12 protein-coding genes are annotated in these 12,227 nt (G+C 60.4%); 6 read left to right on the top strand and 6 right to left on the bottom strand.

Annotated features, from left to right (window positions below):
- Positions 1-351 precede the first annotated feature (351 nt).
- Together Q0792_RS02080 and Q0792_RS02075 are read left to right on the top strand one after the other, a co-directional pair.
- The gene (locus Q0792_RS02080; RefSeq protein ID WP_298835946.1) at positions 352-1,137 is read left to right on the top strand and encodes a 3-hydroxybutyrate dehydrogenase; all 786 of its coding nucleotides are present in this window, start codon (positions 352-354) and stop codon (positions 1,135-1,137) included.
- A 59-nt stretch (positions 1,138-1,196) separates the two neighbouring features.
- Entirely contained in the window at positions 1,197-2,234 is a 1,038-nt protein-coding gene (locus Q0792_RS02075; RefSeq protein ID WP_298835945.1) for a patatin-like phospholipase family protein, read from the top strand.
- Here the strand turns inward: Q0792_RS02075 and Q0792_RS02070 are convergent, their stop codons facing one another.
- The 4 genes from Q0792_RS02070 to Q0792_RS02055 form a co-directional block, all read right to left on the bottom strand.
- Positions 2,235-2,951 (bottom strand): DUF502 domain-containing protein, encoded by a 717-nt coding sequence (locus Q0792_RS02070; protein ID WP_298835944.1) that lies wholly within the window; start codon positions 2,949-2,951, stop codon positions 2,235-2,237.
- 87 nt (positions 2,952-3,038) lie between these two features.
- The gene (locus tag Q0792_RS02065; RefSeq protein WP_298838567.1) at positions 3,039-3,953 is read right to left on the bottom strand and encodes a pseudouridine-5'-phosphate glycosidase; all 915 of its coding nucleotides are present in this window, start codon (positions 3,951-3,953) and stop codon (positions 3,039-3,041) included.
- Positions 3,954-3,958: 5 nt separating this feature from the next.
- Positions 3,959-4,852, bottom strand: a complete 894-nt coding sequence (locus Q0792_RS02060; RefSeq protein WP_298835943.1) for a PfkB family carbohydrate kinase — start codon at positions 4,850-4,852, stop codon at positions 3,959-3,961.
- Positions 4,853-4,900: 48 nt separating this feature from the next.
- Positions 4,901-5,710, bottom strand: coding sequence for a DUF4198 domain-containing protein (locus Q0792_RS02055; RefSeq protein WP_298835942.1), 810 nt, complete (start codon positions 5,708-5,710; stop codon positions 4,901-4,903).
- Here Q0792_RS02055 and Q0792_RS02050 point away from each other — a divergent pair.
- Positions 5,709-6,902: a HupE/UreJ family protein gene (locus tag Q0792_RS02050; protein ID WP_298835941.1), complete on the top strand. Its 1,194-nt coding sequence runs from the start codon at positions 5,709-5,711 to the stop codon at positions 6,900-6,902. The genes Q0792_RS02055 and Q0792_RS02050 overlap by 2 nt on opposite strands.
- Positions 6,903-6,909: 7 nt before the next feature.
- Here the strand turns inward: Q0792_RS02050 and Q0792_RS02045 are convergent, their stop codons facing one another.
- Entirely contained in the window at positions 6,910-7,533 is a 624-nt protein-coding gene (locus Q0792_RS02045) for a thiamine phosphate synthase (protein WP_298835940.1), read from the bottom strand.
- 136 nt (positions 7,534-7,669) lie between these two features.
- On the opposite strand from Q0792_RS02045, the gene Q0792_RS02040 reads away from it, so the two are divergent.
- The 3 genes from Q0792_RS02040 (at position 7,670) to Q0792_RS02030 (ending at position 11,118) form a co-directional block, all read left to right on the top strand.
- Positions 7,670-8,428 (top strand): RNA methyltransferase, encoded by a 759-nt coding sequence (locus Q0792_RS02040; protein WP_298838564.1) that lies wholly within the window; start codon positions 7,670-7,672, stop codon positions 8,426-8,428.
- Positions 8,429-8,491: 63 nt separating this feature from the next.
- The gene (gene ctaA / locus Q0792_RS02035; RefSeq protein WP_298835939.1) at positions 8,492-9,643 is read left to right on the top strand and encodes a heme A synthase; all 1,152 of its coding nucleotides are present in this window, start codon (positions 8,492-8,494) and stop codon (positions 9,641-9,643) included.
- On the top strand, positions 9,643-11,118 hold the full coding sequence (locus Q0792_RS02030; RefSeq protein WP_298835938.1) for a carboxypeptidase M32: 1,476 nt from the start codon (positions 9,643-9,645) through the stop codon (positions 11,116-11,118). Before ctaA ends, Q0792_RS02030 begins: the two co-directional genes overlap by 1 nt.
- A 98-nt stretch (positions 11,119-11,216) precedes the next feature.
- On the opposite strand, the gene Q0792_RS02025 is transcribed toward Q0792_RS02030, so the two are convergent.
- Positions 11,217-11,813, bottom strand: a complete 597-nt coding sequence (locus Q0792_RS02025; RefSeq protein ID WP_298835937.1) for a hypothetical protein — start codon at positions 11,811-11,813, stop codon at positions 11,217-11,219.
- Positions 11,814-12,227: the final 414 nt, after the last annotated feature.

Genomic DNA, 12,227 nt, shown 5'->3' with positions numbered 1-12,227 from the left:
ATACGACGGAAAAATACCGTGTTCATTTCGGAGACAATCCCCTGCTGCCCTTATTTTCATTGCCCATAACCTATCGGTGAATTTACGCGTTATCAAACTTTTAGCTTGGACAGCGGCGCGGGATTGCTTATAAAGAGATCACTGCTCGATAGGTTTCTTGCCTGTATGAAACCTGCCTCAATAACTTAACGCCTGCCTTGTGCAGGCGTTTTTTTTTGGACTGGCGGAATCCGGCCGTGCCGGGGTGCTGTCAGACCCGCAGAGCGGGCGTTTGCCGATTACGCATTCACTTTGCACCCGCAGCAAGGCATGATCACTGCAACGCAGCATATTGAAACGGGAAGGCGGAGCATGGCTTTTGAAATCTCACTAATCGGCAAAACGGCCGTAATCACAGGATCAAATTCCGGCATCGGCCTGGGGATCGCATGGGAACTGGCACGGGCCGGAGCGGATGTGGTGCTGAACTCTTTTACGGACAACGCCGAGGACCATGCCATTGCTGCTGAGATTGCAGAGAAAACCGGCGTATCCGCGCGGTACATCCAGGCAGATATGTCAAAGGGCGATCAGTGCCGCGCGCTGATCCGCGACGCAGGCACATGCGATATTCTTGTGAACAACGCGGGCATCCAGCACGTCGCCGGCATTCCTGACTTTCCGGCCGAAAAGTGGGATGCGATTATCGCGATCAATATGTCCTCGGCCTTTCACACGACGGCCGTTGCGCTGCCGATGATGCGCGCGGCGGGCTGGGGCAGGGTGATCAATATCGCCTCTGCACACGGGCTGACCGCGTCACCCTACAAATCAGCCTACATTGCGGCTAAACACGGAGTTGTGGGGCTGACAAAAACAACAGCGCTGGAAACAGCAAAAGAGCCGATCACGGCCAATGCGATCTGTCCGGGCTATGTGCTGACCCCTATCGTGGAAAAACAGATACCCGACACGATGAAAGAATATGACATGACGCGCGAAGAGGTCATCGAGAACGTCATGCTGACACGGCAGCCGTCAAAGGAGTTCGCAACTGTCGAGCAGATGGGCGGGACGGCGACGTTCCTGTGCTCCGATGCAGCGGCTCAGATCACCGGCACCACCATCAGCGTGGATGGTGGCTGGACGGCGCTGTAACGCGATATTCCGCCTCCGGAGGGGAAATTTCCCGCCGGACAAGCAAAAAGGAGCGCGGTATGACGGTCAGACGGATTAATCTGGCGCTGCAGGGCGGGGGCGCGCATGGCGCGTTCACCTGGGGCGTGCTCGACAGACTGTTGTCCGAAGAGGACATTCACGTGTCGGCCATCTCGGGCACCAGCGCCGGCGCGCTGAACGGTGCGGCGTTCAAGGCCGGGATGATAGAGGGCGGCCGCGAGGGCGCGCGGGCGCGGCTGGACTGGCTGTGGCAGGAAGTGGGCGCGCGGCCCGATCTGCACATTCCGCAGTGGATGACACCGTTTTCGCTGGGGGATTTTTCCACCGCGCTCGAGTATTCCTGGCCGGTGATGGCGTCCGAAGCATGGTCGCGGATGTTTTCGCCCTATTCCTACGGTCCGTTTTACCGAAACCCGCTGGAGCCGATTGTCAGCCAGCTGAACTTTGATCTGGTCTGTCAGGAAAACGGACACGGGCCCTGTCTGTTTGTCTGCGCCACCCGCGTGCGCAACGGCAAAGTGCGCGTTTTCAAGGACAGTGAGATCAGTACAGAAGCCATTCTGGCCTCTGCCTGTCTGCCCACAGTTTTCCAGGCGGTTGAGCTGGAGGATGCGGAAACAGGCACCACCGAGGCGTTCTGGGATGGCGGTTATACCGGCAATCCGGCGCTCTTTCCGCTCTTTAACAAAAACCTGCCGGACGACATTCTGGTGGTAAATATCAACCCGCTGGAACGCACCGAAATTCCGCGCACCGCACAGGCTATACAGAACCGTATCAATGAGATCAGTTTCAATTCTTCGCTTCTGCGCGAGCTCAGGGCCATTGAGTTTGTCCAGCGTCTGCTGGATCAGGGCACGCTGAGCACAGAACAGAAAAACCGCGTTCTGGTGCATATGATCGCCGATGACGCGCTGATGAACGAGCTGTCGGTGGCGACCAAACTGGTGCCGACGCCCTATACGCTGGCACGGCTTAAAGAGGCGGGACAGCGGGCCGCAGATGCGTTCATCGAACACCACAAGGATGATCTGAACAAGCGCAGCACCATCGACCTGCCGGCGATGTTCAGCTGATCAGTTCTGGTCCGGCGGCTGGGCCGGATCCTTGCCATTGGGGTAAACAAGGCCTGCAGAGATCACCAGTTTGGCGGCATCTTCCACGGTCATTTCCAGCTCGATCACATCCTCCTGAGGCACGAACAGCAAAAACCCCGAGGTCGGGTTGGGCGTCGTGGGCAGAAAGATACTCAGCATGGGCCGTCCGTCATTGGCGCGGGCAGCGATTTCGCCTTTGGTGTTGGTCGAGATGAACCCGATGGCCCAGATACCCTTGCGCGGATATTCGATCACACAGGCCTTCTCGAATGACCGCTCGGATTGCGCAAAGACCGTCTCGGAGATCTGTTTGATCCCCGAATAGATCGTCCGCACCACGGGCGTGCGTTCCACGAGGCTTTCGGCGAAACGGATCATCGACCTGCCAATAATGCCTTTGGCCATCCAGCCGACAATCACCGTAAAGATCAGGAAGATAATGACGCCGATACCGCGCACATTGATCTGCACAGAGGGGTCGAGGCCCAGCAGGTCCTGGATCAGCCGGTCGGGCTGGTAGGCGCGCGGCACAAGTGGCAGCACGAAGCCGTCGATCCATCCAACGACAGACCAGATCAGCCAGATCGTCAGTCCCACCGGTGCAATCACCACCAGGCCTGTCAGGAACGAGGCGCGGAAGCTTGCCAGAAGGCTGCGGCGGGACGGAGGGGTTTCAGGATCGAAGGGCGTGTTCATTCAGGTTCCAACGGGTGTTCACCGGATAGTTAGGCGCTTTGACCCGTATCCACAATGGCCCAGGGCCACCAGAGCACGCTGTTGTGCCTATGCGTTGCGGATTGTGCTCAGTGCCTGAGCGATACGGGCCGCCAGACGCGCGTTATTGCGGACCAGGGCAATATTCGCCGTCAGTGAACGCCCCTCTGTCAGCTCGAAAATCCGCTGCAGCAGATATGGGGTTACAGCCTTGCCGCGGATACCGTGCTCATCTGCGTCCAGCTGTGCCCGTGTAATCACCGGCGCGAGCTCTGCTGCGGGAATCTCATCGTCTGCAGGGATCGGGTTTGCAATGAGCTGCCCGCCCGGCAGGCCGAGAAGGCCACGCATGTGGTGTGCAGCTGCAATATCTTCGGGGGTATCCATGCGCAGCGGCGCACGCAGCGGCGAACCGGCGCTCCAGAAGGCGGGGAACGCGTCCTGGCCGACGGCGATCACCGGCACGCCCTGTGTTTCCAGCACTTCGAGGGTCTTTTCGACGTCCAGGATTGCCTTGGCGCCTGCCGCAACGACGCTGACAGGTGTCTGCGCCAGTTCCATCAGATCGGCCGAAATATCAAAGCTGTTCTCGGCACCCCGGTGCACACCACCGATCCCGCCGGTTGCAAACACCTCAATACCCGCAAGACGGGCTGCGATCATTGTCGCCGCCACCGTCGTGGCACCGGTGCCACCTGTTGCCAGACAGGCGGCAAGGTCTGCGCGCGACAGCTTGGCGACACCACGGGCCTGCGCCAGCGTATCGAGCTGTTCCGGCTCCAGACCGGCGCAGAGCGTCCCGTTCAGCACCGCCATAGTTGCCGGCACCGCGCCGGCTGCGCGGATGTCGTCTTCGACCTGACGGGCCACCTCAAGGTTCTGGGGAAATGGCATTCCGTGCGTAATGATGGTGCTCTCAAGCGCCACGACGGGTTTGCCTGCTGCACTGGCGGCGGCAACTTCGGTGCTTCGGATCATGGGCATGTCAGTCACAGGGGTGTTTCTCCGGATACAAAGTGGGCTGCAGCGCCCAGAGCGCGTGTCAGTGCCGCAGAGCGGTCCGCGCCTGCCGCTTCGGCGGCAATATGGGCGGCCATAAAGGTGTCACCGGCGCCGGTGACACGGGTCACCAGAACCTGCGGCGGTGTACGTGTGATCAGGTCATCGCCCGTGCCTTCGGTCGCGTCGTTTCCGCCATCGGTCACGAGCACGCGCGATGCACCGCGCTCCAGCAGGCCACGCGCGGCGTCGGACGAGGTGTCAAAACTCTGCTGGCACAACAGCCCGGCCTCTTCCAGATTGACATACAGCGTCCCGCGCCCGGACCTGACAAACGGCAACAGCCGTTCGGCTTTGCCTGGCGATGCGGGGGCCACGCGCAGGTCGGCCTGCGCGAGCAGCGGGCTGGTGGCTATATCGGTGAGCAGATCAAGCGTGAGGTTGCCATCAAGTGCGACCAGCCCCTGGTAAGGATGCGCCTCGGATGCAAGACGGCCATCGGACAAAGGTGACAGAATACGCGCACCCGCTGCTTCAAGGGAATGGGCGTCGGCGACAGCTGCAATCAGTCCGTTGGCGCCTTCTACCGCCATATATACATCCGTGGGCAGATCGTCGGACCGATAGACGTGATCCGTGATCATGCCCCGCGCGATACAGGCCGCCACCAGTTCCTCGCCCTCTGCGTCCCTGCCGATGGCCGTCAGCAACCCTGGCGTCAGGCCAAAACGTGCAAGCGTCATGGCGATGTTCATGGCAACGCCGCCGGGCAGCCGGGTAATGCGCCCCGGTACATCTGATCCCTGACGCATAGCGCTGGCAGAGCGGCCGATCACGTCCCACAGAACAGATCCGATGCACAGAATGTCGGGCTGGTTATTCATGAGGGCCTTTTGCCGGGGATCGACGCGCGGTGCAAGAGTGTGTCGGCGTCAGTCCGGCACCCGGAACGTCAGTGCCGCCCAGAGGGTGCGCCACACAGGTGCATCCGGCTCAGATCCCGCGCTTTCTGCTTCTCGCAGCACCACAGCATCCAGCAGGTATTCATGTCCCGCGCGCACGGGAACCGGTGCAATGCCACGCGCGTCGGTACGGACAAGCGATACAGTGACCTCACCCGACGGATCGCGTTCAAAAACCTCGACCTGAGCATCTGCGCGCGGCGCGTCCTGATACAATACGCGCACCCGAAGCGGGCCGGCGAAACCTCCGGCATACGGGTTGTCCAGCGCCACGATTTCAGTCTCAAGCCCAAAGGCACGGTCAGCTCCTGCACCGTCACCTGCTGCGATCAGCGCCTTCACGTGGCGGGTATAGCTTTCACGGAATTTTTCCGTCGACCAGCCACGCTCTTCATGCACAGCCGCCGCATCCGGGAAATCCTTGTGGTCCGCAAATTTCTGAAATTTTTCCCATTCGCGGTACGTCAGGCTGGCCGGAGTTGTTTCGTGCAGCACAACCAGCAGCCCGTCTGCTGGTGTCTGCATGTTCAGCGCCGGGTAATCACCGGGTCGCCCGTCAACTGCAACCAGCCGCTGACCGGCCGCAATATCAAAGCGGGTAAAGTTGTTGTCGAACCAGCCAAGCGACGTTCCCCTGAAATTCTCGCCATTTTTCAGGTCAGCAGTCAGAATTGCGCCGCTTTCGACTTGATACTCCGTCGGTTCGATCCAAAACTCGTGTGCAAGTACCGGCGCCCCTGCCAAAATCATCATCAGTATGAAAAGACGTTTCAACATCATGCCCCAGACCCTTGTTCGCTGCATTGCAAAGCTGATGCTTTTTGGTTTCGTGTCAACTCACTTCGTGGTGTTGGGCGCACGGGAGGTGGCGGCGCATGAACTGGTGCCGACCATTGTCGACATGGCAGTCACGGAAGGTGACGAAATCACCCTGGACATGCGTGTGAACATCGAGGCATTTCTGTCAGGTATCGATCTTGACGCTGTTGCGGATACGGATGAAGCAGACGGATCAGATGATTACGACAGGTTGCGGGCACTGGACGTGGCCGGGTTGCTTGCCCGGTTGCCCGAGCTAGTGGACGCCTGGAATGCAGTACCGCTGGCCGAGGCGGGCACGCCGCTGACATTTACGGTACGGAGCGCCCGGACCGAACCGGCAGAGGATTTCGAGCTGCCGCGGATTTCTCTTGTGCAGCTGGTCGCAACGCTGCCCCGGGATGCGACGGCGATCACGGTCAACTGGCCCGGAGGCGGCGGCCCGATGGTGCTGCGTCAGCAGGGGGTCGAAGAGCCCTATACCGGGTATCTGTCCGGCGGTGAAAGCAGCCCGCCGATCGGTTTTGACGGCGGTGGCGCCCAGAGCCCGGGCGAGGCTTTCATGAGCTATATTCCCGTCGGTTTCGACCACATCCTGCCCAGGGGGCTCGACCATATTCTGTTCGTACTTGGTCTGTTTTTCCTCAGCACCCGCTGGCGGCCGCTGCTGTGGCAGGTCACGGCCTTTACGCTGGCGCATACGGTCACGCTGGCTCTTGGGGCGCTGGGATGGGTCAGTCTGCCGGGCAGCATTGTCGAGCCGCTGATCGCTGCGTCCATTGTCTATGTCGCGGTCGAAAACATCTTCCACCAGGGGCTGAGCCGCTGGCGGCCGGCGATCATCTTTGGTTTTGGCCTTTTACACGGGCTGGGTTTTGCCTCTGTGCTGGGCGAATTCGGTTTGCCGGATAACCAGTTTATCCCCGCACTGGTTGGTTTTAATGTGGGCGTTGAACTGGGTCAGCTGACGGTAATCGCGCTGGCGGCTCTGCTTCTGTTGCTGTCTGCGCGGCTGGCCCGCCGGATGTCGCTGGATCCCACCGAGCAGCCTGCGACCACCTACCCGGTCGTCTTCCGGTCAGTCTCGATCCCGGCCTCACTGATCATCGCACTCATCGGTGCTTACTGGAGCGTCGAACGGGTGTTCTTCTGACCGCAGGTCAGCTCATTGCCGCGATCAGGTCGCCCAGCGCAGCGGCCGGGTCGTCCGTTTTCCAGATCTCTTCACCAATGCCGAAAAAATCGGTGTATCCGGCAAGCTGGCGCACCATGTCCGTGGACAACCCGCCCTCGGCCACAACCGGCACCTCAATCACTTCTGACCACCACTCGAAAAGATCATGTTCGGCAAAAGAGCCATCTCCCAGGGCTGACGCCCGGACCGGCCCGAAGCTGACATAATCCGCGCCGGCCTCGCCCGCTGCCATCCCGTCGTGACGGGACGTACCACAGAAGGCGCCCACGATTGCGTCCTCTCCAAGCGCTTTGCGCGTGTCCCGCACAGAGCGGGCCGCATCGTTCAGGTGAACACCGTCCAGCCCCAGGCGGTCTGCCAGCATTGTGTGCTCGCTCAGGACCAGCGCGATGTCGCGGGCATGTGTCACCTCGCGCAGCGCATCTGCGGCACGCGATATCCGGTCCTCGTCCCGGCTGGCCGGCGCAAGACGCACGCAGGCCACCGCATGGGCATCAAGCGTACGCGCCAGAAGATCCGGAAAGGTACTCAGCTCAAACTCCGGCGGGGTGATCAGGTAAATCTGCGGCAGTTCGGGCGTGTCATCCATGGGTCTTGTCCTTGAGGGTCTTCTGGCACTGATCAGTAGCCTCCGGCGCGCAAAAAGGAAAACGATTATGCCGGGCAATTCAGGAAATGACCTGCCAGACGTTGCAGCAGCGGCGCAGAGAGCCTATCAGGCCGCCATGTCAGACCCTGTTGAGATCCCCCGCGCTCCCGCTTTTGTGCTTGTCCGCCCCCAGATGGGCGAAAACATCGGTGCAGCGGCACGTGCCATGCTGAACTTTGGCCTTGATCATATGCGCATCGTGGCCCCGCGCGACGGCTGGCCCAACCCGGCGGCCGTGGCCATGGCCAGCGGTGCGGGCCGGGTGCTGGACACTGCCCGGCTCAGCGATGACCTTGCGGCAGGCATCGGCGACTGCGCGTTTGTCTTCGCCACCACCGCCCGGTCACGCGATCTGACCAAGCCGGTCTACAGCCCCGAAGCGGCAATGAAACTGGCCGCAGAAAAGACAGCACAGGGCCAGCGCGTCGCTGTACTCTTCGGGCCGGAACGTGCGGGCCTTGAAAACGACGACATTGCAAAAGCCAATGCGATTATCTCCGTTCCCGTCAATCCGGAGTTCCCCTCGCTGAACCTCGCGCAATGTGTGCTGCTTACAGGGTACGAATGGATGCGGGCCCACGGCGATGTGACCCACGCCGTGACCGAAATGGCCGGGACAGACTGGGCCGAAGGGATCGAGATCGAGCACCTGGCGCAGCACTATGAGGACCGGCTCAGTGACGCAGGCTTCTTTTTCCCGCAGCACAAAGCGCAGTCGATGCGCACCAACCTGCGCAATATGTGGAGCCGGATGCCGCTGACGCGCGCCGATGTGCAGATGCTGCACGGCATGCTGCGACAGATTATCCGGGGCAGGGACCGCGACAATCAGTGACGCTGGACCTCCCCTGCGCACGGGCGTAGGAATAGCGGCAACACCGTCACATAAGGCACCGGGATGAGCACGAAACGCAACATCTTCGAAGAAGTCGGCACCGCCGCCGACACCCGCCCCGCAGCAACACCGGGGCTGATTGACAAAGGCCGCACAGGCGCGCGCGGCGCGATCCGTGTCTGGCTGATATTCCTGTTTGCACTGGTGGTTGCCATGATCGCGGTAGGTGGCCTGACCAGACTGACCGACAGCGGCCTCAGTATCACCGAATGGCGTCCGATCACCGGTGCACTGCCACCCATGTCCGAGGCAGAATGGCAGTCCGAGTTCCTGAAATATCAGCAGATTGACGAATGGCGCATCCAGAACCAGTGGATGCAGATGGCCGATTTCAAAGTGATTTACTGGTGGGAATGGGGGCACCGGCAACTGGGCCGCGTGATCGGCCTTGTCTGGGCGGCCGGCTTCGTCTGGTTTGGCATCCGCCGGCAGATCCCGCCCGGTTTTACTCCAAAACTGCTGTTGCTTGGCGCACTTGGCGGCGCTCAGGGTGCGATCGGCTGGTGGATGGTTGCATCTGGCGTAACCCAGGGCGAGGGGATGGTCGATGTCGCCAGCTACCGGCTGGCCACGCATCTGGGCCTGGCCTTTGTCATTCTGGGCTTCATCACATGGTACATCATGGAACTGGGCCGCAGCGCTCAGGACCTGATGCAGGCCCGCCGCGCGCGGGAAAGCAGGCAGTGGGGCATGTCGACCGGACTGCTGCACTTCACCCTTCTTCAAATACTCATCGGCGCGCTCGTTGCCGGCATCGATGCCGGCCGAAGTTATACCGACTGGCCGCTGATGGGCGGACAGTTTTTTCCTGCAAGCGCGCTGGTACTGGAACCTTTCTGGCGCAACTTCTTTGAAAGCCCGGGGCTTGTGCAGTTCATTCACCGTATCACCGGCTATCTGCTTGCCGCTTTCGCGGTCGTCGTCTGGCTGCGCGGGCGCCGTTCTGCGCATCCCAGGACCCGCTTTGCCTTCAACGCGATGATCTGTGCTATGTCGCTGCAGATTGTGCTGGGCATCGTCACGGTTCTCTATGGCGCACCGGTGCATATCGCGATCTTCCATCAGCTTCTGGCTGTTGTGGTCTGGGTGCTGATCCTGCGCGCCCGTTTCCTGAGCGGCTATCCCGTTGCCACATCCCTGAGAGGATCTTCCTGATGAGTGCCTACGATGACCTGATGGCCTTTACCCGCGAGACGACCGCGCTCTCTGCCATCGCCGGCCGGCTTGAATGGGATCAGGAAACAATGATGCCCCGCGGTGCCGCGGAACAGCGCGGCGAGGAGGTGGCCGCACTGGAGGCTGTGATGCACGCGCGCCGTACGGACCCGCGGGTGGGCGACTGGCTCGCCAGCGCGGAGCAGGAACAAAAAAACGATGTGGCCCTTGCACAGCTGCGTCATATCCGCCGGTCTTACGACCGCGCGTCAAAAATTCCGGCAACCCTCGCGACCGAGATAGCCCGCGTCACGTCCGTCTCCCAGGGGATCTGGGCGGCGGCAAGAGCCAGTGACGACTTTGCGTCCTTCGCGCCCACGCTGGAAAACGTGATCCGCCTGAAACAGGAGGAGGGAGCCGCGCTGGCACAGGGTGGCGACGTCTATGATGCGCTGCTCTCAGACTACGAACCCGGCACGTCAGGCGCGGCGCTCGAGGCGATGTTCAGCGCACTGCGCCCTGGCCTGAGCACCCTGCGCGCCGCTGTGCTGGACGCCGAGCCGCCCGCGCAGCTCTCCGGTACCTTCGACGAAAGCGCCCAGATGAAGCTGACGCGCAAGCTTGCCCGGACATTCGGCTATGACATGAACCACGGCCGTGTGGACAAAGCCGTGCATCCGTTCAGCTCCGGGTCGGGTCTCGATGTACGCATCACCACGCGTACCAGTGAGACGGACCCGTTCAACTGTTTCTATTCCACGATCCACGAGGTCGGCCACGCCTGTTACGAGCAGAATATCAGCCGTGATTACCTGCTGACACCGCTGGGGCAGGGCGTGTCGATGGGCGTGCACGAAAGCCAGAGCCGTATCTATGAAAACCAGCTGGGGCGCAGCCGGGCCTTCACCGGCTGGCTGTATGGCGAGATGCGCGATGTGTTCGGTGATTTCGGCATCCCCGATGCGGACAGTTTCTATGCCACCGTAAACCGTGTGAACAACGGTTTCATCCGGACCGAAGCGGACGAGCTGCAATACAATCTGCATGTGCTGCTGCGGTTCGATCTCGAACGCGCGCTCATCTCCGGCGATCTGAAGGTCAGTGATCTGGAGGCTGCGTGGAACGACCGGTTCGAGGCGGATTTTGGTTTCGCCGTGGACAAGCCGTCGAACGGGGTGCTGCAGGATGTGCACTGGTCTGTGGGCCTCTTCGGGTACTTCCCGACCTACAGCCTCGGCAATGTCTATGCCGGCTGTCTGCATGAAGCCCTGCGCGGCGCAGTCCCGGATCTCGATGACCAGCTGGCACGCGGGGAAACCTCGGCGGCCACCGCATGGCTGGCGCAGAACGTCCAGACCCACGGCGGCCTATACGAGCCCAGCGACGTCATCGCCCGCGCCAGCGGCCGTGCCCCTTCTGAGGCCCCGCTGCTGGCCTATCTCAAAGAGAAGTTCTCGGGGATTTACCGGCTGTAAGACGTTTTATTGGCATGGGCTCTGGGAGTCGCAACGTCCGCTCTGAGCCCTTAGTTACAAATGCAGCGCTTTGTGTGAAGGTCTGCTTGAGCTAAGCTCTAGACCTCTCGGAACTCGGGCAGCTGGTGAACCTCTGGAACGTCATCGTTGCTACGGATGAGGGTGGCGATAAATCGGAGATACCTTCCAGAACGAAGCGATGAAACCGAACATATGAAACGTCCATTTGCGATCCGAAGACCAGTTCCATCTTTTATCGCTTCAGGCGCACCGAAAAATACCATCTCGTTTTCGATCTTGATCGCCATCGGTGGTGAGACCTCGATGACCTTTTTGTACTCTGGATTTTCAAGAAAGTGATCGCTCGCATCGATTAAACGGATGCACACAGAGTAAGACCCATCCGACCCTACACCCATTACAGCATAGAGAGCCTCATTCATCTGTTTTATGGCAGTCGGGGTATCAAACCATTTTTCGGGTAAAGGCTTTGAAGACACTGCTAAACATGCTGTATCCGTGCCAATCAGTTTGGGTCTTGTTGCGCTGACGATTGGTAATTGCGCAAAACCAGCGCGCGCCATCCGTACCTGTGCAAGCTTTGTAATCGAGGCATTTGGATTGTATGTTCCACGACTAGCGCGATACGCAAGTCTAAGGGTCTCCTGAACGTCCAAAAGGTCTGCTTCAGACATGCTATCGGCCGCCTTCACGGCTGTTCGACCCAATCCAATCGCGCGTCTGCAATACTGCATCCGTGTCCGCGCATCATCCTCTGAAAGTATGCTGTTTCCTAGCGCCCGGCATTCGTTTGCAACATTATTTTTCAACTGCGAGCAACCTCCGCCACTTTATGCTCATCATTGGTAAAGGCGCGCATCATCGGATACAACTAGCCTCCCGTGACACCCCAAAAACGGCCATTGGCGCAGCCGCAGCGAAAGCTCACTTTGTCCGCTAAACCTTCATTAACGCCCTTGTAACAAACCCGACCGCGCGGCCAGCTGAACACAGGCCCACCGACGCGTGCACCGACAAAATACCGACACCGCTCCAGCCATGAAAATAACGGGTGACCCGCGATTCGCTGGTCGGCGCGCCTTGCAGGC

The organism is uncultured Roseobacter sp., from assembly GCF_947495025.1.
Taxonomy (GTDB): Bacteria; Pseudomonadota; Alphaproteobacteria; order Rhodobacterales; family Rhodobacteraceae; genus Roseobacter.
The sequence above is the reverse complement of the archived record's forward strand: the minus strand, read 5'-3'. Positions and strand labels throughout refer to the sequence as shown.

What these genes read in the sequence shown, in the direction of transcription:
- Q0792_RS02080 (WP_298835946.1), top strand. Translation starts at nt 352, where the DNA reads ATGGCTTTTGAAATCTCACTAATCGGCAAAACGGCCGTAATCACAGGA.
- Q0792_RS02075 (WP_298835945.1), top strand. Translation starts at nt 1,197, where the DNA reads ATGACGGTCAGACGGATTAATCTGGCGCTGCAGGGCGGGGGCGCGCAT.
- Q0792_RS02070 (WP_298835944.1), bottom strand. Translation starts at nt 2,951, where the DNA reads ATGAACACGCCCTTCGATCCTGAAACCCCTCCGTCCCGCCGCAGCCTT.
- Q0792_RS02065 (WP_298838567.1), bottom strand. Translation starts at nt 3,953, where the DNA reads ATGCCCATGATCCGAAGCACCGAAGTTGCCGCCGCCAGTGCAGCAGGC.
- Q0792_RS02060 (WP_298835943.1), bottom strand. Translation starts at nt 4,852, where the DNA reads ATGAATAACCAGCCCGACATTCTGTGCATCGGATCTGTTCTGTGGGAC.
- Q0792_RS02050 (WP_298835941.1), top strand. Translation starts at nt 5,709, where the DNA reads ATGCCCCAGACCCTTGTTCGCTGCATTGCAAAGCTGATGCTTTTTGGT.
- Q0792_RS02055 (WP_298835942.1), bottom strand. Translation starts at nt 5,710, where the DNA reads ATGATGTTGAAACGTCTTTTCATACTGATGATGATTTTGGCAGGGGCG.
- Q0792_RS02045 (WP_298835940.1), bottom strand. Translation starts at nt 7,533, where the DNA reads ATGGATGACACGCCCGAACTGCCGCAGATTTACCTGATCACCCCGCCG.
- Q0792_RS02040 (WP_298838564.1), top strand. Translation starts at nt 7,670, where the DNA reads ATGTCAGACCCTGTTGAGATCCCCCGCGCTCCCGCTTTTGTGCTTGTC.
- ctaA (WP_298835939.1), top strand. Translation starts at nt 8,492, where the DNA reads ATGAGCACGAAACGCAACATCTTCGAAGAAGTCGGCACCGCCGCCGAC.
- Q0792_RS02030 (WP_298835938.1), top strand. Translation starts at nt 9,643, where the DNA reads ATGAGTGCCTACGATGACCTGATGGCCTTTACCCGCGAGACGACCGCG.
- Q0792_RS02025 (WP_298835937.1), bottom strand. Translation starts at nt 11,813, where the DNA reads ATGTCTGAAGCAGACCTTTTGGACGTTCAGGAGACCCTTAGACTTGCG.